Here is an 18,399-nt window from a genome sequence, read left to right as displayed (position 1 = left end):
TCGCGGGCCCCCCCCCGCTCCCAGGGGTGGGACAAACTTAAAAGGTGTGGTTGGTACGGTGGGGGCGGGCGTGCCCGCGAAGAGGCCAGCAGGGAAAACCTAGGGCTTCCAGTCAACCCCACTCTCTTCCAGGTAGGCATCAACCGCTGCCCCAACAGTGGGATGAAACGCCGACTCTCCCATATGCTCGAACAACTCGAACTGCCGCATCTTGTCCTTTACCGGGTCCTTCATTTCGGCAAACTGCAACTCCACCCCCCGCGCCTCCAGTGCCCGGTCCAGTTCGGCGAGCATGTCCGCCGAGGTGATATCGATGCTGGTCACCGGCTCTGCCGCGATCACCAGCCGTTGTACCGGGGTAGGCGATGCATCTACCGCCGCCATCACCGTGCCCTGGAACTGCTCGGCATTGGCAAAGAACAGCGGCGCATCCCAACGCAGCAGCACCAGCCCCGGAATGCGTCGGGCCTGTGGATAACGCTGCACATCATGGTAACCGCGGGTGCCATCCACCCGTCCCAGCACTGCATGATGCGGCCGCCAGCCGTCCCACAGGAACTCGATCACCGATATCGCCACGGCAATGCAGATACCGGGAATGGCCCCGAATACCGCCACACCGACGAAGCAGGTGAACGACAGCCAGAACTCCCATTGCTGCATGCGGAAGATGCGCTTGAGGTCGGCGAACTCGAACAGGCCCAACGCTGCGGCAATCACCACCGCCGCCAGGGCGCTGTTGGGCAGGTGTTGCATCAGGTTGGGCGCCACCAGCAGCAACAGCGTCACCGCCAGCGCGCCGATGATGCCGGTGAGCTGGGTCTGCGAGCCGGCCGCTTCGGCCACGGGGGTGCGTGACGAGCTGCTGCTGATGGGGATGCCCTGGAACAGCCCCGAGGCCAGGTTGGCCACGCCCAGGCCGAACATTTCCTGGTTGGGGTTGACCGGGGTCTTCATGCGCGCGGCGTAGGAACGTGACAGCACGCTGGTATCGGCGAACGACACCAGTGCCACCGCGATGCCGCCGAGCAGCACCTCCACCAGGTCGATATCGCTGACCCAGGGGAACACGAAGCTGGGCAGCCCCTGGGGCAGTTCGCCGAGTACTTTAACGCCTTGCTGGTCGAGCCCCAGCAGGCTCACCGCCAGCGTGGCCAGCACCACAGCAATGAGAATGCCCGGCAGGCGCTTGAACGGCTTGAGCAGCAGGATCAGCGCCAGGCTACCGCCGCCGACCACGAAGCTTGGCCAATGGCCCTGGCCGGCGAGCAAGGCCTGGATCAGGTTCCAGGTATCTCGCAGCGGGCCCTGGCTGTCGACCGACAGGCCGAACAGTTTGGGCAACTGGCTGATCAGCACCGTGAGGGCGATGCCGTTCATGTAGCCATAGCGGATCGGCTTGGACAGCAACTCTGTGATGAAGCCCAGGCGCAGCAAACCGGCGATCACGCAGAACGCCCCGGCCACCAGGGCCATCATGCTGGCGATGGCGATTGCCCGTTGCGGGTCGCTGGCGGCGTACTGCACCACCACCGCCAGGATCGGCGCGGCCAGCGCCGAATCCGGGCCTAGCACCAGGATGCGGCTGGGGCCGAACAGTGCATAGGCCAGCAGCGGGATGATGGTGGCGTACAGGCCGTAGATGCCGGGTACGCCAGACGCTTCGGCATAGGCGATGCCCACCGGCACCAGCATGGTGGTGAGCACCAGGCCTGCGGCGATGTCTTTGGGCAGCCAGGCGGGTTGGTAATGAAGCAGGGTGACCAGGCCGGGTAACCAGCGTTGCCAGTCGAGGCGAGGTTTTTCAGGCATGGGCGTGCGTCCAGGGGAGGGTGCTGAATCACAGCTTAGATGCTGAATTTCGGGGCCGCTTTGCGGCCCTATCGCGACACAAGGCCGCTCCTGCAGGTTTGATGCGATGTCCAGAAAATGCGCGGTACCTGTAGGAGCGGGCATGCCCGCGAACACCGGCGCAGCCGGTGCCATCCACTGCGTTGGATTCTTCGCGGCTAAAGCCGCTCCCACAGGGGGGCGCGTGCCGCTTGCCAGATGCCAGAAAAAACAAAACCCCTTGAGGCGTTGGCCTCAAGGGGTTTGCGGGTACTGCAGTCTGGCGCTTAGACGTTGAAGCGGAAGTGCATCACGTCACCGTCCTTGACGATGTAGTCCTTGCCTTCCAAACGCCATTTACCGGCTTCCTTGGCACCGCTCTCACCCTTGAACTGGATGAAGTCGTCATAGGCCACCACTTCAGCGCGGATGAAGCCTTTTTCGAAGTCGGTGTGGATCACGCCAGCGGCTTGTGGTGCAGTGGCACCGACGCGCACGGTCCAGGCGCGTACTTCCTGCACGCCGGCAGTGAAGTAGGTCTGCAGGTTCAGCAGCTCGTAACCAGCGCGGATAACGCGGTTCAGGCCAGGCTCTTCCAGGCCCAGGGCCTCGAGGAACATGTCCTTCTCTTCGCCATCTTCCAGCTCGGCGATTTCCGCTTCGATCTTGTTGCACACCGGCACAACCACCGCGCCTTCTTCCTCGGCGATGGCCTTGACCACGTCCAGGTGCGGGTTGTTGTCGAAGCCGTCTTCGGCCACGTTGGCGATGTACATGACCGGCTTGCTGGTCAGCAGGTGGAAGCCGCGGATGACCGCCTTGTCTTCGGCGCTCATGTTCTTCATCAGGCTGCGCGCAGGCTTGCCTTCGGTGACCAAATGCTTCAGCTCAAGATGGCTTGGGAATTATCCTACGCACGCCGCTGCCGTTTCTTTGTGCATCAGGGCTAATTTCCCCGGGTCGTCGCAGTTAGACGACCGGGTGTGAGAGCCCGGCAGTGCATCGTGCCAGTTTAATGGCAGCCTTTCGTGGGCAGGCTTCGGCCTGGCCGGAATTCCGATGTTCGCCGGTCTCTCACCCCGCGATCGGCTGCCACCCTGATTCTGTGAGAGGGAAAGGGTGAAAGCTCCGCATACTGAACTCGGAGAAATCATCATGAAGAAGCTTGTTCCCAATCCATCCGTGAAGTTAAATCCCATCCGTTCTACACCATCAACAAAGACATGCCCTCGCCCGAGGCACTGCTCTATGTTATCCAGTTGCTATGTGGCATCGAAGATACCCTCGACGAATACATCTGCGGCAATGCCGGCGAGCCGGGCTCGGGATGCTAGTCAACAGTGTGCATAACGTGCAGATGGGAAGGGCGTTGGCTGACCTGGTGCTGAGTCGCGAGGCCGGTTAGATAAACTAACAATTCCTGGTTGAATGGCGCATATAAGTACAAAGGCTGAAGGAGGGGGCATGCTGAAGCAGTGCAGTCAAAAAACTGTTATAGTTTAATGATTGCAGTGCTTCAGTAATGAAGTTGAAAATTTCATGCAATTGAAGGATGAATTGATAGAAAGCCAGACTTGTATTCTGCGATTTTGAAATCATTTATACATTTCTTGCTATTGTGAAGCCTTTCAGGAAGATTTTGCTTCATGGTTTGGAGTAAAGTATCATCGTCGAAGATTATCACAAATGGTCGGACGCGCTCGCAACGGTCTGGTAGTAGTTGCTCTAAATAAGATATGAGCGCATTTTCGATTGAAATGCAATCGTCGCTTTTGTAGTTTGATCTGCCATAAAAATCTAGATACTTAATTTTGAAGTTGTCAAAAAGTTTGAAGGCTTTAGGTCTGGATCCGGCTATGACATCTAGGCGTTGAACTGATCTAAGGTCTATTAGATATAATGGGTTAATTTTTTCTGCAAGCTTAACGAAGGCTTGTTTGTCCGAGATTTCAGATTCTTTCAAAAAAACCAGAGTGTCACCCATGGGGCGAAATTCTACGTTGCTATGCATTTCATTCCCCTGAAAGCTAGCATAGTAAGTGGCATCATTTGATGCCACTTTGTAGAGGTTTCTGGAAAAGCTTCTGTGTTTCATGGTTGTTCCGGTTTGCTATTTGTAATCAGTCGTTTTTCAACTTCCTGATAACTCACGCGAAGAAGTCCAGATGCCCAGTCGGGTTCGCCGATTTCCATATCGCCAGTTTTCGATTTCAAAGAGCGATTTTTCATAAATGCTAAACGATACATACGTGGTGCTACACCCGTGAAAGGCTTGAAAAGTACCTTTATTTGTGTAATAGCAAGTTCTTCATTTGTATTGGTTATTGACGATAGTTTGGCAATTATGTTGCTGGGTGCGATCCATTCTTGCGTGGTCTGCGCGATTGCATCGCCATGAAGTTTGAAAGCAAGGCTTTTGGGGTATGGTTCAATGTATTGAACCTCGTCGATTCCTGCCGAGACTATATGGCGAGCACAGTAGTGGCATGGAAACGTAGTGACGTAAAGTTTTCCGCCAACTGTCGAATGACCTTTTCGGCCTGCGCTAAGAAGTGCATCCATTTCTGCATGGACGGCCCGGCTAAATTCCAATAACTTACCAATTCTTGTGCTTTTCAGCTGTTTCTTTAACTTTTGGAACTCTGTCTTCTCGAGCTCGGGGATGGTGTTGATTAGATCATGAATGATGTCGTCTTGCTCGCGATTGCTACTGCAGTATTTATTACTAACAGAGCATCGATGATCTTCTCTTTCGAACCCGTTCGGGAAATTGTCATTTTCGCCATAGACACCACCGCCAGCATTTGGAACTTCGTTTGTACCGGTAGATACAATATTGCCGAAACGGTCAGTCAGCGCCGCACCAACTTGGCGAGATAAACATGAGCTTGTCATCTGAGCGCCATACGCATGAAACATTCCTGTTTCACTCGCAGAAGGTCGAACGATCTTTTGATGGCTGAGAATATCTATAAGGCGACCAAGTTGCTCGTTGACATCCCAGTCCGGATTTTCTTCCTTCAGGCCGTCTATATCAATGAAGCGCTCAGGTGTGTTATCAACAAAAAAATCTGAAAGATGGAAAGTGTCTGCGACCTTTTGACCGTGATCTAGGCCGGAGTCTTGGTCCCGGTTAACGAAATCTCTTACTAGGTCAGCTTTCGAATCTACGCACTTTCTATCTGTTAGTCGAGCTTCTCGTTTGTCATTTTCACACACCACGCCGATCAAGCAAAAAGCCTCTTGATATACGCTGCGCAATAGGGCTACTTCAGCAGGGTGCTTCAAAGAGTCTAAGATATAGATTCTAGTCTTGTTGTCGCCAGCTTTGTCTTTCAATAAAGCAATAGAAGCATCACGCTTTTGTTGGATGCTTGACATAAGAAGTACTGATACACCTGCGGTATCCCCCTCGCGAATTTTATCTCCAATATCTTGGAGGGCGGTCGCTCGGGTGAGGCTAGAACTTCTATCGATTGGCATTCCTTGCTCAAGAGCCCACATCTCAAGGACTTCACTTGCCTTGATCGTGTATACTTCAGAATCTTTATGTCCCTTTTTAAGCTGCTCGCTAAGAGCCGCTGCGACCCAGCTTGTCCCTGAGCCTACTGGCCCTACGACGCCAAAAATCAACTCTTTCGATATAAGTCCTTTAAGAACTGTACTGGCGCCAGTGCCTGTGTCATTTGAGGCTTCTTTTTTTAATTCTCTAGCAACTGACATGCCAATTTCCCTTCGGGCGTCAAAATTTTGTTAAAAAAACAGAGAGCAGGTGCTCTCTGTTGATTGCAGTAATCATAGCTAGAGATGTCAGCTACGATAATTAATAATTTGTATCAGACGTTGAAGCGGAAGTGCATCACGTCACCGTCCTTGACGATGTAGTCCTTGCCTTCCAAACGCCATTTACCGGCTTCCTTGGCACCGCTCTCACCCTTGAACTGGATGAAGTCGTCATAGGCCACCACTTCAGCGCGGATGAAGCCTTTTTCGAAGTCGGTGTGGATCACGCCAGCGGCTTGTGGTGCAGTGGCACCGACGCGCACGGTCCAGGCGCGTACTTCCTGCACGCCGGCAGTGAAGTAGGTCTGCAGGTTCAGCAGCTCGTAACCAGCGCGGATAACGCGGTTCAGGCCAGGCTCTTCCAGGCCCAGGGCCTCGAGGAACATGTCCTTCTCTTCGCCATCTTCCAGCTCGGCGATTTCCGCTTCGATCTTGTTGCACACCGGCACAACCACCGCGCCTTCTTCCTCGGCGATGGCCTTGACCACGTCCAGGTGCGGGTTGTTGTCGAAGCCGTCTTCGGCCACGTTGGCGATGTACATGACCGGCTTGCTGGTCAGCAGGTGGAAGCCGCGGATGACCGCCTTGTCTTCGGCGCTCATGTTCTTCATCAGGCTGCGCGCAGGCTTGCCTTCGGTGAAATGCGGGATCAATTGCTCGAGGATGGCCTTCTGCGCCAGGGCTTCCTTGTCGCCGCCCTTGGCGTTGCGGGCAACCTTCTGCAGCTGCTTCTCGCAGCTGTCGAGGTCAGCGAAGATCAGTTCGAGGTCGATGATCTCGATGTCACGCTTGGGGTCGACGCTGTTGGAAACGTGGATCACGTTCTCGTCTTCGAAGCAGCGCACCACGTGGGCAATGGCGTCGGTCTCGCGGATGTTGGCGAGGAACTTGTTGCCCAGGCCTTCGCCTTTCGAGGCACCAGCCACCAGGCCGGCGATGTCCACGAACTCCATGGTGGTCGGCAAAATGCGGTTTGGCTTGACGATCTCAGCCAGTGCATTCAAGCGCGCATCGGGCATCGGCACGATGCCGCTGTTAGGCTCGATGGTGCAGAAGGGGAAGTTCTCCGCCGCGATGCCAGACTTGGTCAGGGCGTTGAACAGGGTGGACTTGCCGACGTTGGGCAGGCCGACGATGCCGCAATTGAAACCCATGGGTATTCCCCTCTCTAAAGGAAATCAGGCCTTCTGGCTGTGCAGCTCGCGCATCGCCTTGGCGAAGTCGCCGGCAAGCACGTCCGGCAGCACGCCGAGGGCAAAATCGATGCTGGCGTCGAGCTTCTCCTGCTCGGCGCGCGGCGCGCGGCCCAGGACGAAGTTGGAGACCAGTTTGGCGTCGCCCGGGTGGCCGATGCCAAGCCGCAGGCGGTGGAAGTCGTTCTGGTTGCCGAGCTGCGCGATGATGTCGCGCAGGCCGTTGTGCCCACCATGGCCACCGCCGCGCTTGAGCTTGGCGACGCCTGGGGGCAGGTCGAGTTCGTCATGCGCCACCAGGATCGCTTCCGGCTTGATGCGGAAGAAATTGGCCAAGGCCGCCACGGACTGGCCGCTACGGTTCATGTAGGTGGTGGGGATGAGCAGACGAACGTCGTTGCCCTGATGGCTGAACTTAGCCGTCAGGCCGAAATACTTGCGGTCAGCGGTCAACGAGACGCGCTGGGCGCTGGCAATGCGTTCAACGAAAAGAGCCCCTGCGTTATGCCGGGTCTGTTCGTATTCGGGGCCGGGGTTACCCAGGCCGACGATCAACTGGATGGCGGTCACGTCAGGGGCTCTTCCTTGGAGTTGGTGGGTTACAGGGCGCGCGGCACTGTAACCCGATCAACGCCGGCGTGCGAGTGGATTACTCGGCAGCGCCTTCTGCTTCTGGAGCAACGCGTGGAGCGTGAACGTTGGCAACAGCTTTGTCATCACCGTGGGCCAGAGCTACGAACTCTACGCCTTTCGGAGCTTTCAGGTCCGACAGGTGGATGATGGTGCCGATTTCAGCGTTGGCCAGGTCGACTTCGATGAACTCAGGCAGGTCTTTGGCTTCGCAGGAAACTTCGATCTCGGCTTCTACGTGGGAGATCTCGCCGCCTTTCTTGACCGGGGCTTCTTCGTTGATGAAGTGAACCGGTACCTTGGCGGTCAGTTTCTGGCCAGCAACGACGCGAACGAAGTCGGCGTGCATGATGAAACCTTTTGCCGGGTGGCGCTGCAGAGCCTTGACCACGACGTTTTGCTTGGCGCCGTCGACGTTCAGTTCCAGAACGTGGCTGAAGGCAGCCTCGTTTTCGAACAGTTTGGTGATTTCCTTGGCCAGGATGGTCAGGGACTGGGCGTCCTGGTTACCACCGTAGACAACGGCTGGGATGTTCGCGGAGTGACGCAGGCGGCGGCTCGCACCTTTCCCCAGGTCAGTACGCGCTTGGGCGTTCAGAGTGAATTCGGTCATTTTGTTTCTCCAAAATAGCCCCCCGAGGGCGTTTGCGACCAGCGCCAACGGGGATGGCAAAAAAGCCCCGCCCCAACAACCAGTGTTGGGGCGGGGCGCTTTTCGTCAGCGTGTGTTCCGCTTAGCGGAACATCGCGCTGATCGATTCTTCGTTGCTGATGCGGCGGACCGCTTCAGCGACAACCGGTGCGATATCCAGCTGGCGGATACGGTCACAGGCTTGAGCAGCGGCGGACAGCGGAACGGTGTTGGTCACCACCAGCTCGTCCAGAACCGACTTCTCGATGTTCTCGATCGCGCGGCCCGACAGGACAGGGTGCGTGCAGTAGGCGTAAACCTTTGCAGCGCCGTGTTCTTTCAGGGCTTTGGCCGCGTGGCACAGGGTGCCGGCGGTGTCGACCATGTCGTCTACCAGGATGCAGGTGCGCCCTTCGACGTCGCCGATGATATGCATGACCTCGGAGTGGTTAGCCTTCTCGCGGCGCTTGTCGATGATACCCAGGTCGACGCCCAGGGACTTGGCGACGGCACGTGCGCGCACGACACCACCGATGTCCGGGGAGACGATCATCAGGTTCTCGAAACGCTGGTCCTCGATATCGTCGACCAGTACGGGCGAGCCGTAGATGTTGTCGACCGGGATATCGAAGAAACCCTGGATCTGGTCAGCGTGCAGGTCGACGGTGAGTACACGGTCGATACCTACGACAGTGAGCATGTCAGCGACGACTTTGGCGCTGATGGCTACACGTGCCGAACGCGGACGGCGGTCCTGGCGGGCGTATCCGAAGTAAGGAATCACGGCGGTGATTCGGGATGCTGAGGAGCGGCGGAAGGCGTCGGCCATCACTACCAGTTCCATCAGGTTATCGTTGGTCGGGGCGCAGGTCGGCTGAATAATGAAGACGTCTTTACCGCGGACATTCTCATTGATCTCAGTGCTGATCTCGCCGTCGGAGAATTTACCGACAGAGACGTCACCGAGAGGGATATGCAGCTGACGTACGACACGCCGAGCCAGATCGGGGTTGGCATTCCCCGTAAAGACCATCATCTTGGACACGCGCAGTACCTGAAGGCTGAGGGTAACCTGGATGAGTATAAGGAAAATGGCAGGGGCGGCTGGATTCGAACCAACGCATGGCAGGATCAAAACCTGCTGCCTTACCGCTTGGCGACGCCCCTGTATCTGTTGCTGCGAACGCTTATGCGCTCGACTTCTTGACCAGACTTTGCAGCTTGCGATGCAACATCGAAACGTTGCTTCCTTTCGCCACAAACCCTGTTTGGGTCGCTGAAAGAAGGGCCAGAACTTTATCAGCTTCGGCTTTGCTTGGGAAGGCCCCAAACACACAACTTCCAGTACCGGTCAGTCGAGCCTCAGTGAATTTACCCAGTGAATTCAACGCATTGCGAACTTCCGGGTAACTCTGCTCTACCACCGGTTGGCAGTCATTTCGACTGTTTCCCTCGGGAACGGGGCGCATCTTAAGGGGGAGTGAATCACGTGTCAACTGTGGATGTGAAAAAATTTCTACTGTGCTGACAGACACTTGCGGCACCAGCACGACATACCACGGCTCGTCCGGGTCGACCGGGGTCAGTTGTTCACCCACGCCCTGGGCGAACGCCGCGTGGCCGCGCACGAATACCGGTACGTCGGCGCCCAGGCTCAGGCCCAGTGTGGCCAGGCGGTCTTCGTCCCAGTCCAGTTGCCACAGGTGGGCGAGGGCCAACAGGGTAGTGGCGGCATCCGAGCTGCCACCGCCGATGCCGCCGCCCATGGGTAGCACCTTGCTCAGCCAGATGTCGGCGCCCATCGTCGTGCCGGATTGTTCCTGCAGCTTGCGCGCGGCACGCACGATCAGGTTGCTGTCGTGCGGCACCGCCTCGACCTCGGTATGCAGGCGGATCACACCGTCGTCACGCACGGCAAAGCTCAGTTCGTCGCCGTGATCGAGAAACTGGAACACGGTTTCCAGCTCGTGATAGCCGTCCGCGCGGCGGCCGATGATGTGCAGCCACAGGTTGAGCTTGGCCGGGGCGGGCAGGGTAAGGGTTTGCATGTATCAGTGCCCCAGCTGGCGCGGCTGCCAGTCCTTGACCACCAGGGTCACGTCGAGGTCCTTGCCGTGCAGCTTCAGCCGCTCGGGCAGCCAGTAGCCGTTCTGTTCGGTGTAGCTCAGGTACTGCACCTGCCAGCCATCCTGGTCGAGGCTGGCCAGGCGGCTATCGCCGTCCAGGGTCAGCTTGCTCTTGCTGTCGGGGGCGGGCAGGCCGCGTACCCACCAGACCAGGTGCGAGACCGGCAACTGCCAGCCCAGCTGTTCTTCCAGCAGTGCTTCGGGGCTGGGGGCCTCGTAGCGGCCCTGGTTGGCCACTTCCAGTACCACGCCGCCGGGGCGGCCGGTCAGGCGTGCGGCGCCACGGCCCAACGGGCCGGCCAGGCGAATGTCGTAGTAGTCCTGGCGTTGCAGCCAGAACAGTGTGCCGCTGCCGGAGTCGCGCGGGGCGCGGATACCGACCTTGCCGTTGATCTGCCAGCCATCGAGGCTGCTCAGCTGCTCTTTATGGGCGCGCCACTGCTGCGGGTCGCCGTGGCCTTGCAGGGCCTCGCGGCTACCGAAGCCGGCGCAGCCGGCCAGCAGGGCGATCAGTGTGAAGGTAATGCAATGGCGCAGGAACATGGCGTTAGAGAGTCTCGGATCCGGTCAGGCGCAGGATGGTCTTGCGCAGGATGGGGCTGTCGGCCTGGGCTTCGAAGCCCTTGGCCCAGACCTGGCGGGCTTCGCGGCGCTTGCCGTTGGCCCATAGCACTTCGCCCAGATGGGCGGCTACTTCGTGGTCGGGGAAGCTGGCAAAGGCCTTGCGCAGGTAGGTTTCAGCCTCGTCGAGCTTGCCCAGGCGATAATTGACCCAGCCCATGCTGTCGAGCACCGCCGGGTCGTCCGGAGTCAGCTGATGGGCCTTTTCGATCAGCGCCCTGGCTTCGCTGTAACGGGTGGTGCGGTCGGCCAGGGTGTAGCCGAGCGCGTTCAGGGCCATGGCGTTTTCCGGTTCGCGGGCGATGATGGCACGCAGGTCTTTTTCCATCTGCGGCAGGTCATCACGCTTTTCGGCCAGCATGGCGCGGGTGTACAGCAAGTTGAGGTCGTCCGGGTAGCGCTGTATGGCTTGCTGCAGCACCTGGCTGGCCTGGGCGTCCTTGTTGTTGTTGCTGTAGCTTTCCGATTCGATCAGGAATAGCTGGATGGCGTAGTCCGGCTGGGCTTCGCGGGCATCGGCGAGCAGGCGTGAGGCTTCGGTACCACGGCCGTTGGCGATCAGGATGTCGGCCTGGCGCAGTTGTGCCGGCAGGTAGTCGGGGCCCGGGCCGACCAGGGCGTATTCACGCAGGGCGCCTGCGGGGTCGTGGCGCTCCTCGCGGATGCGGCCCAGGTTCAGGTGTGCGGCGTCGACGTTGCTGTCGCGTTCGATCAGCTCCTGCAGGTAGCCCTCGGCTTCATCCCAGTCCTTGTTTTCGAGGCACACCAAGGCCAGCGAATAGCGCAGTTCGTCGTCCTCGGGGTATTGCTGGACCAGGCTGAGGAACTCGCCCTTGGCATCGGCGATGCGGTCCTGTTCGACCAGGGTGCGGGCGTAGGTCAGACGCAGGCGCTTGTCGTCCGGGTTGTCGCGAATCGCCCCGCGCAGCAGTGGAAGGGCCTCCGGGCCACGGTTCAGGGCTTGCAGCAGGCGCGCGCGCAGCAGGATCGGGGCGACTTCGCCGTTTTGTGGCGGGTGCGACTCGAGCAGTTCCAAGGCTTCTTCGGCCTTGCCGTCCTGGTTCAGCAGCAGGGCCTTGCCGAACACCAGCTGGTTGTTGTCCGGGTACTTCACCAGCAGGCGTTCGAAGCTTTGGAGCAGGCCGTCGCGGGTGCTCTGGTCGGTTTCGGCGGCGGACAGGGCGAGGAAATCGAAATGGGTGTCGCCCTGGCCCTGCAGTACCTTTTCCATGTATGTCATGGAGTCGTCATAGCGGCCGGCACGGGCAAGCTGGATGGCGGCGGCGCGCTGGGCGTCGAGGTTCTGCGGGTCGTTGCGGGCCCAGACCAGGGCATTGTCCAGTGCCGGTTCGTCGGCACCGAGGTATTCGGCAATGCGGTAGGCGCGTTCGGAAACCCCCGGGTCCTGGGTTTTCGCAGCCTGGTCGGTGTAGTTGGCCAAGGCGATGTCGAAGCGGTTGCGCTGGCCGGCCAGCTCCGCCACCAGCAGGCTATAGAGCGTGTCCTGCTTGAACGAGCCATACACCACGGGCTTTTCCGCCTCGCTCTTGCCGGCCTCGGCGACGGGAGGCTCGGCCTTTTGCGGGGCCAGGCTCTGGCAGCCCTGGAGCAGGGCGAAGGCAAGCAGCAATGCGTATGGTTTGTTCATAGAAGGCTTTAAGAGGACTCACCGGCGGTCGGAGCATGATGACACAAGCGCGTGGGCAAACCCACCTGCGAAGGTATGAAGCTGCGCTTCGCTTATGCAGACCGCGCTGTGCCCGCGCGGTTCGCCGCAGAGCCTGCCACGGCGCCGAAAACACAGAATTATTGCTCTTGCTCTTGCTCTTGCTTCTAAGCGCGCGAAGATCAAGATCAAGATCAAAAGCCAGATCAAAAGCGGGAGTGTGAGCTGAAGTTGCCGCTGATGCTGGCCTGGAGCCGGCGATAGCCGCACGACTATCAGCGCAATAGCGAACGGTGGTTGTCCTGAAACCTGCGAAAGAGGACAATTATCGGCTTCCCGTCACAACCAGCGACCTTGCATGGCCTTTCTTGCACTTGGTATCAACCATAAGACTGCCTCGGTAGACGTACGCGAGCGCGTGGCGTTTACCCCAGAGCAGCTGGTAGACGCCCTGCAGCAGCTCTGCCGACTGACATCCAGCCGCGAAGCGGCGATTCTGTCGACCTGCAACCGTAGCGAGCTCTACATCGAGCAGGACCACCTGTCCGCCGATGTCGTGCTGCAATGGCTCGCCGACTACCACCGCCTCAGCCTGGACGAGCTGCGCGCCAGCGCCTACGTGCACGAAGAGCACGAGGCGGTGAAGCACATGATGCGGGTGGCCTCCGGCCTGGACTCGCTTGTGCTCGGCGAGCCGCAGATCCTCGGCCAGATGAAGTCCGCCTACGCTGTGGCGCGTGAGGCCGGCACCGTCGGCCCATTGCTCGGGCGCCTGTTCCAGGCCACTTTCAGCGCCGCCAAGCAGGTGCGCACCGACACGGCCATCGGTGAAAACCCGGTGTCGGTGGCGTTTGCCGCAGTCAGCCTGGCCAAGCAGATCTTCAGCGACCTGGGCCGCAGCCAGGCCCTGCTGATCGGTGCCGGTGAAACCATCACCCTGGTCGCGCGCCACCTGCATGAGCAGGGCGTGCGCCGCATCGTCGTGGCCAACCGTACCCTGGAGCGGGCCAGCATCCTGGCCGAGCAGTTCGGTGCGCACGCCGTTCTGCTGGCCGACATCCCTCAGGAACTGGCCAACAGCGACATCGTCATCAGCTCCACCGCCAGCCAGTTGCCGATCCTTGGCAAGGGGGCGGTCGAGAGTGCGCTGAAGCAGCGTCGGCACAAGCCGATTTTCATGGTCGACATTGCCGTACCGCGCGATATAGAAACCGAAGTCGGCGAACTGGACGACGTCTACCTGTACACTGTCGATGACCTGCACGATGTGGTGGCAGAAAACCTCAAAAGTCGCCAGGGCGCGGCCCAGGCCGCCGAAGAGCTGGTGTCGGTGGGGGCTGAAGACTTCATGCTGCGCCTGCGCGAGCTGGCCGCGGTGGATGTGCTCAAGGCCTATCGCCAGCAAAGCGAGCGCCTGCGCGACGAAGAACTGCAAAAGGCCCAGCGGCTGCTGGCCAACGGCGGCAACCCCGAAGAGGTACTGGCCCAACTGGCCCGGGGGCTGACCAACAAACTCCTGCACGCGCCCAGCGTGCAATTGAAAAGGCTCTCGGCCGAGGGCCGCCTCGATGCGCTGGCCATGGCCCAGGAACTCTTTGCCCTCAACGAGGGCTCGACGGACAAATCCCCGCAATGAAAGCGTCGCTGCTGAACAAACTGGAAATCCTCCAGGACCGCTTCGAAGAACTCACCGCACTGCTCGGTGATGCCGAGGTCATTTCCGACCAGACGCGCTTTCGCGCCTATTCCCGTGAGTACGCCGAAGTCGAGCCGGTCTACGCTGCTTATAAAGAGTGGCGCAAAGTCCAGGACGACCTCGAAGGTGCCCAGGCGCTGCTCAAGGATAGTGACCCGGACCTGCGTGAAATGGCCGTGGAAGAAGTGCGTGAAGCCAAGGAACAACTGCTGACGCTGGAGTCGCAACTGCAACGCATGCTGTTGCCCAAGGACCCCAACGACGGCCGCAACGTGTTCCTCGAAATCCGTGCCGGCACCGGTGGCGACGAGGCGGCAATCTTCTCCGGCGACCTGTTTCGCATGTATTCGCGCTACGCCGAAAAGCGTGGCTGGCGCCTGGAAATTCTATCCGAGAACGAAGGCGAGCACGGCGGCTACAAGGAAATCATCGCCCGCGTCGAAGGTGAGAGCGTGTACGGCAAGCTCAAGTTCGAGTCCGGCGCGCACCGCGTACAGCGCGTGCCCGAGACCGAATCCCAGGGCCGTATCCACACCTCCGCGTGCACCGTGGCAGTACTGCCCGAGCCGGACGAACAGGCGGCCATCGAGATCAACCCGGCCGACCTGCGCGTGGACACCTACCGCGCATCCGGTGCTGGCGGCCAGCACGTCAACAAGACCGATTCGGCGATCCGTATCACCCACTTGCCCACCGGTATCGTGGTCGAGTGCCAGGAAGAGCGCTCGCAGCACAAGAACCGTGCCCGCGCCATGTCCTGGCTGTCGGCCAAGCTCAACGACATGCAGACCAGCGCCGCGCAGAACGCCATCGCCACCGAGCGCAAGCTGCTGGTCGGCTCGGGTGACCGTTCCGAGCGTATCCGTACGTACAATTATCCACAGGGCCGGGTGACCGACCACCGCATCAACCTGACCCTGTACTCGCTGGACGATATCCTCGCCGGCGGCGTGGAGGCGGTGATCGAACCGCTGCTGGCCGAATACCAGGCCGATCAACTGGCCGCCCTGGGGGACTGATGACCATCATCGCCAGCCTGCTGCGCAACGCGCAGTTGCCAGAATCGCCCACCGAACGGCTGGATGCCGAGCTGCTGTTGGCCGCGGCCATCGGCAAGTCGCGCAGTTACCTGCACACCTGGCCCGAGCGAATCGTCAGCAGCGAAGATGCCGAGACCTATGCCGGCTACCTGCAGCGCCGCCGTGGCGGCGAGCCGGTCGCCTACATTCTCGGGCTGCAGGGCTTCTGGAAGATCGACCTGGAGGTGGCGCCGCATACCCTGATCCCGCGGCCGGATACCGAGCTGCTGGTCGAAGCCGCGCTTGAACTGCAACCTGCCACACCGGCCAAGATCCTTGACCTGGGCACCGGCACCGGCGCGATTGCCCTGGCCCTGGCCAGCGATCGCCCGGCCTGGCAGGTAACTGCAGTGGACCGGGTGGAGGAGGCCGCCGCCCTGGCCGAACGCAACCGCCAGCGCCTGGGCCTGGCGAACGCCCAGGTACGGCTCAGCCACTGGTTCGACAGCCTGGCCGGCGAGCGCTTCGACCTGATTGTCAGCAATCCGCCCTACATCGCCGCCGCAGACCCGCACTTGGTCGCCGGTGATGTACGTTTCGAACCCAGCAGCGCGCTGGTGGCCGGTGCCGATGGCCTGGACGACCTGCGGGTAATCGCTGCCCAGGCCCCGGAGCACCTGGTGCCGGGCGGCTGGTTACTGCTGGAACACGGCTACGATCAGGCAGCGGCGGTGCGTGCCTTGCTGGCTGAACAAGGCTTCATCGAGGTTGCCAGCCGCACGGACCTGGGCGGCCATGAACGCATTACCCTGGGGCGCATGCCATGCTGAGTGATCAGGAACTGCTGCGGTACAGCCGGCAGGTATTGCTGGCCCAGATCGACATCGATGGCCAGTTGCGGCTCAAGCAGAGCAAGGCGCTGATCGTCGGGCTCGGTGGCCTTGGCTCGCCAGTCGCCTTGTACCTGGCCGCTGCCGGGGTGGGTGAGCTGCACCTGGCCGACTTCGACACCGTCGACCTGACCAACCTGCAACGCCAGGTGATCCACGACAGTTCCAGCGTCGGCATGAGCAAGGTCGATTCGGCCTTGCAGCGCTTGCAGGCGATCAACCCGGAAATCAGCCTGGTTGCCCATCGCCAGGCTCTGGACGAGGACTCGCTGGCGGCCGCTGTGGCAGCGGTCGACCTGGTGCTGGACTGCTCTGACAATTTTGGTACCCGCGAGGCGGTCAACGCCGCCTGTGTCGCGGCTGGCAAGCCGCTGGTCAGCGGTGCGGCGATCCGCCTGGAAGGGCAGTTGTCAGTATTCGACCCACGGCGTGATTACAGCCCTTGCTACCACTGCCTGTACGGCCATGGCAGCGAAGCCGAACTGACCTGCAGCGAAGCCGGCGTGATCGGCCCGCTGGTGGGCCTGGTGGGCAGCCTGCAGGCGCTGGAGGCGATGAAGCTGCTGGCCGGGTTCGGCGAGCCGCTGGTTGGCCGCCTGCTGCTGATCGATGCTTTGGGCACTCGTATCCGCGAACTGCGGGTCAAGCGCGACCCGGCCTGTGCGGTCTGTGGCAAGCGCGATGGCTGAGCGTTCGGCGCCGGTCGGCGTGATGGACTCCGGGGTCGGCGGCTTGTCGGTACTCGCCGAGATTCAGCGCCTGCTGCCCAACGAGACGCTGCTTTACGTGGCCGATTGCGGCCACATACCTTACGGCGAAAAGTCGCCAGACTATATCCGTGAGCGTCTCCGACGCATTGCTGCGTTCTTCCATGAACAGGGCGCAAAGGCCATGGTACTGGCCTGCAATACCGCTACAGTGGCGGCGGTGGCCGACCTGCGCGAGTTGTACCCGACCTGGCCGCTGGTGGGCATGGAGCCGGCAGTAAAACCCGCTGCCGCCGCCACGCGCTCGGGCGTGGTCGGTGTGCTGGCCACCACCGGTACCCTGCAGAGCGCCAAGTTCGCCGCCTTGCTCGACCGCTTTGCCAATGACGTGCAGGTCATCACCCAACCTTGCCCGGGGCTGGTCGAGCTGATCGAGACCGGCGACCTTACCAGCCCGGCGCTGCGCCAGTTGCTGCAAGGTTATGTGCAGCCGTTGCTGGCCGCTGGCTGCGACACGCTGATCCTTGGATGCACCCATTATCCCTTCCTGCGCCCGTTACTGGCCGAAATGGTGCCAGCCGATGTTGCCATCATCGACACCGGTGCCGCAGTGGCGCGCCAACTGCAGCGGCTGCTGGGCGCGGATGACCTGCTGGCCGATGGGCCGGCCCGGGAGACCCGCTTCTGGACCAGTGCCGATCCGCAATCTCTTAGAAAGATCCTACCTTTGCTGTGGCATAAGTCGGACAGTGTGCATAGCTTTTCATTGTGAAAAAAACGTGAAAATAAGCTGAACTATCGTACCACTGCCGTTTTCTATCGCTTTGCCTGACATGAGGCGGATACCAAAAACAGCAAAGAAGGATGTTGCTCATGAAGAAGCTGCTCGGCTTGGCGGCGGTTGCCGTCTTCACCCTGGGGCACTCACTGGCGGCGCAGGCTGCCGACGTTTCGTTTTCGGTGGGGCAGACCGGGGACTCGACCATGGTCTACCGGTTGGGGCTGCAATCGAATTGGGACGCGAGCTGGTGGCAAACCAGCGTCGGTCGCCTGACAGGGTACTGGGATGGGGCCTACACCTATTGGGATGGTGACGAGACTGCGAGCAACCATAGCCTCTCGTTCGCGCCGGTGTTCGTCTACGAGTTTGCCGGAGAATCGGTGAAACCATACATCGAGGCGGGGATTGGCGTGGCGGCGTTTTCCAGCACCGAGTTGGAAGACAACGAATTGGGTTCGGCATTCCAGTTCGAGGACCGTATCGGCTTTGGATTGCGCTTTGCCGGTGGCCACGAGATTGGCGTGCGGGCGATTCACTATTCCAACGCAGGCATCAAGCAGCCCAACGATGGGGTGGAGAGCTATACCCTGCATTATCGCATGGCGCTCTGAGCTCTCCTGTGCCGGCCTCTTCGCGGGTGAATCCGCTCCCACAGGGGGCTTACATAGCTTGAGATCTATGAGGTACCTGGGGGAGCAACTGTCTTGCTCCGTTACTCAGGCTACCTCGTCACCTTGGACTGCCCCCAAAAAGTTGGACAGTTTAAGCTGCCGCCTGGGTCCTGTACTCGACAGGGCTCAGGCCATTGAGCCTCAGCTTGATGCGG

16 protein-coding genes, 1 tRNA gene and 1 pseudogene are annotated in these 18,399 nt (G+C 60.1%); 6 read left to right on the top strand and 12 right to left on the bottom strand.

Going from position 1 to position 18,399, the window contains the following annotated elements:
* Nucleotides 1–99: 99 nt before the first annotated feature.
* From IRZ77_RS08430 to IRZ77_RS08370, 12 genes and pseudogenes are all read right to left on the bottom strand, one after another.
* Entirely contained in the window at nt 100–1,812 is a 1,713-nt protein-coding gene (locus IRZ77_RS08430) for a SulP family inorganic anion transporter (RefSeq protein WP_046616008.1), read from the bottom strand.
* A 305-nt stretch (nt 1,813–2,117) separates the two neighbouring features.
* Nucleotides 2,118–2,702 (bottom strand): annotated as a pseudogene (locus IRZ77_RS08425) (DUF933 domain-containing protein); the annotation flags it as partial.
* A 665-nt stretch (nt 2,703–3,367) separates the two neighbouring features.
* Nucleotides 3,368–3,925, bottom strand: coding sequence for a hypothetical protein (locus IRZ77_RS08415; protein ID WP_196173239.1), 558 nt, complete (start codon nt 3,923–3,925; stop codon nt 3,368–3,370).
* The gene (locus IRZ77_RS08410) at nt 3,922–5,553 is read right to left on the bottom strand and encodes an anti-phage dCTP deaminase (protein WP_196173237.1); all 1,632 of its coding nucleotides are present in this window, start codon (nt 5,551–5,553) and stop codon (nt 3,922–3,924) included. The genes IRZ77_RS08415 and IRZ77_RS08410 overlap by 4 nt, the downstream gene beginning before the upstream one ends.
* A 113-nt stretch (nt 5,554–5,666) precedes the next feature.
* Complete coding sequence (gene ychF / locus IRZ77_RS08405; protein WP_013970895.1) at nt 5,667–6,767, bottom strand: redox-regulated ATPase YchF; 1,101 nt, start codon at nt 6,765–6,767, stop codon at nt 5,667–5,669.
* A 24-nt stretch (nt 6,768–6,791) separates the two neighbouring features.
* Nucleotides 6,792–7,376: an aminoacyl-tRNA hydrolase gene (pth, locus tag IRZ77_RS08400; protein ID WP_008099045.1), complete on the bottom strand. Its 585-nt coding sequence runs from the start codon at nt 7,374–7,376 to the stop codon at nt 6,792–6,794.
* 79 nt (nt 7,377–7,455) lie between these two features.
* Nucleotides 7,456–8,049: a 50S ribosomal protein L25/general stress protein Ctc gene (locus tag IRZ77_RS08395; protein WP_013970896.1), complete on the bottom strand. Its 594-nt coding sequence runs from the start codon at nt 8,047–8,049 to the stop codon at nt 7,456–7,458.
* A 121-nt stretch (nt 8,050–8,170) separates the two neighbouring features.
* Nucleotides 8,171–9,112, bottom strand: coding sequence for a ribose-phosphate pyrophosphokinase (locus IRZ77_RS08390; RefSeq protein WP_003247410.1), 942 nt, complete (start codon nt 9,110–9,112; stop codon nt 8,171–8,173).
* Nucleotides 9,113–9,159: 47 nt separating this feature from the next.
* Nucleotides 9,160–9,234 (bottom strand) — tRNA-Gln (locus tag IRZ77_RS08385).
* A 20-nt stretch (nt 9,235–9,254) separates the two neighbouring features.
* Nucleotides 9,255–10,115 (bottom strand): 4-(cytidine 5'-diphospho)-2-C-methyl-D-erythritol kinase, encoded by an 861-nt coding sequence (gene ispE, locus IRZ77_RS08380; RefSeq protein WP_085601909.1) that lies wholly within the window; start codon nt 10,113–10,115, stop codon nt 9,255–9,257.
* A 3-nt stretch (nt 10,116–10,118) separates the two neighbouring features.
* A complete protein-coding gene (gene lolB / locus IRZ77_RS08375; RefSeq protein ID WP_046616010.1) occupies nt 10,119–10,736 on the bottom strand; it encodes a lipoprotein insertase outer membrane protein LolB in 618 nt (205 codons plus the stop codon).
* A gap of 4 nt (nt 10,737–10,740) precedes the next feature.
* Nucleotides 10,741–12,462, bottom strand: coding sequence for a tetratricopeptide repeat protein (locus IRZ77_RS08370; RefSeq protein WP_108480144.1), 1,722 nt, complete (start codon nt 12,460–12,462; stop codon nt 10,741–10,743).
* A 376-nt stretch (nt 12,463–12,838) separates the two neighbouring features.
* On the opposite strand from IRZ77_RS08370, the gene hemA reads away from it, so the two are divergent.
* From hemA to IRZ77_RS08340, 6 genes are all read left to right on the top strand, one after another.
* Nucleotides 12,839–14,116 (top strand): glutamyl-tRNA reductase, encoded by a 1,278-nt coding sequence (gene hemA / locus IRZ77_RS08365; protein WP_085587332.1) that lies wholly within the window; start codon nt 12,839–12,841, stop codon nt 14,114–14,116.
* Nucleotides 14,113–15,195, top strand: a complete 1,083-nt coding sequence (gene prfA / locus IRZ77_RS08360) for a peptide chain release factor 1 (protein ID WP_013970909.1) — start codon at nt 14,113–14,115, stop codon at nt 15,193–15,195. The genes hemA and prfA overlap by 4 nt, the downstream gene beginning before the upstream one ends.
* Nucleotides 15,195–16,025, top strand: coding sequence for a peptide chain release factor N(5)-glutamine methyltransferase (prmC, locus tag IRZ77_RS08355; protein WP_108480143.1), 831 nt, complete (start codon nt 15,195–15,197; stop codon nt 16,023–16,025). The genes prfA and prmC overlap by 1 nt, the downstream gene beginning before the upstream one ends.
* A complete protein-coding gene (locus tag IRZ77_RS08350; protein WP_085601913.1) occupies nt 16,019–16,774 on the top strand; it encodes a molybdopterin-synthase adenylyltransferase MoeB in 756 nt (251 codons plus the stop codon). The genes prmC and IRZ77_RS08350 overlap by 7 nt, the downstream gene beginning before the upstream one ends.
* Nucleotides 16,767–17,564 (top strand): glutamate racemase, encoded by a 798-nt coding sequence (gene murI / locus IRZ77_RS08345; protein ID WP_046616014.1) that lies wholly within the window; start codon nt 16,767–16,769, stop codon nt 17,562–17,564. The genes IRZ77_RS08350 and murI overlap by 8 nt, the downstream gene beginning before the upstream one ends.
* 101 nt (nt 17,565–17,665) lie before the next feature.
* Entirely contained in the window at nt 17,666–18,184 is a 519-nt protein-coding gene (locus IRZ77_RS08340; protein WP_046616015.1) for an acyloxyacyl hydrolase, read from the top strand.
* Nucleotides 18,185–18,399: the final 215 nt, after the last annotated feature.

Origin of the sequence: Pseudomonas pudica, assembly GCF_015680405.1 — a bacterium.
GTDB classification, from domain to species: domain Bacteria; phylum Pseudomonadota; class Gammaproteobacteria; order Pseudomonadales; family Pseudomonadaceae; genus Aquipseudomonas; species Aquipseudomonas pudica.
The sequence above is the reverse complement of the archived record's forward strand: the minus strand, read 5'-3'. Positions and strand labels throughout refer to the sequence as shown.

Bases quoted from the DNA above. Each gene is read 5' to 3' on its own strand.
- IRZ77_RS08430 (WP_046616008.1), bottom strand. From the start codon at position 1,812: ATGCCTGAAAAACCTCGCCTCGACTGGCAACGCTGGTTACCCGGCCTG.
- IRZ77_RS08415 (WP_196173239.1), bottom strand. From the start codon at position 3,925: ATGAAACACAGAAGCTTTTCCAGAAACCTCTACAAAGTGGCATCAAAT.
- IRZ77_RS08410 (WP_196173237.1), bottom strand. From the start codon at position 5,553: ATGTCAGTTGCTAGAGAATTAAAAAAAGAAGCCTCAAATGACACAGGC.
- ychF (WP_013970895.1), bottom strand. From the start codon at position 6,767: ATGGGTTTCAATTGCGGCATCGTCGGCCTGCCCAACGTCGGCAAGTCC.
- IRZ77_RS08395 (WP_013970896.1), bottom strand. From the start codon at position 8,049: ATGACCGAATTCACTCTGAACGCCCAAGCGCGTACTGACCTGGGGAAA.
- ispE (WP_085601909.1), bottom strand. From the start codon at position 10,115: ATGCAAACCCTTACCCTGCCCGCCCCGGCCAAGCTCAACCTGTGGCTG.
- lolB (WP_046616010.1), bottom strand. From the start codon at position 10,736: ATGTTCCTGCGCCATTGCATTACCTTCACACTGATCGCCCTGCTGGCC.
- IRZ77_RS08370 (WP_108480144.1), bottom strand. From the start codon at position 12,462: ATGAACAAACCATACGCATTGCTGCTTGCCTTCGCCCTGCTCCAGGGC.
- hemA (WP_085587332.1), top strand. From the start codon at position 12,839: ATGGCCTTTCTTGCACTTGGTATCAACCATAAGACTGCCTCGGTAGAC.
- prfA (WP_013970909.1), top strand. From the start codon at position 14,113: ATGAAAGCGTCGCTGCTGAACAAACTGGAAATCCTCCAGGACCGCTTC.
- prmC (WP_108480143.1), top strand. From the start codon at position 15,195: ATGACCATCATCGCCAGCCTGCTGCGCAACGCGCAGTTGCCAGAATCG.
- IRZ77_RS08350 (WP_085601913.1), top strand. From the start codon at position 16,019: ATGCTGAGTGATCAGGAACTGCTGCGGTACAGCCGGCAGGTATTGCTG.
- murI (WP_046616014.1), top strand. From the start codon at position 16,767: ATGGCTGAGCGTTCGGCGCCGGTCGGCGTGATGGACTCCGGGGTCGGC.
- IRZ77_RS08340 (WP_046616015.1), top strand. From the start codon at position 17,666: ATGAAGAAGCTGCTCGGCTTGGCGGCGGTTGCCGTCTTCACCCTGGGG.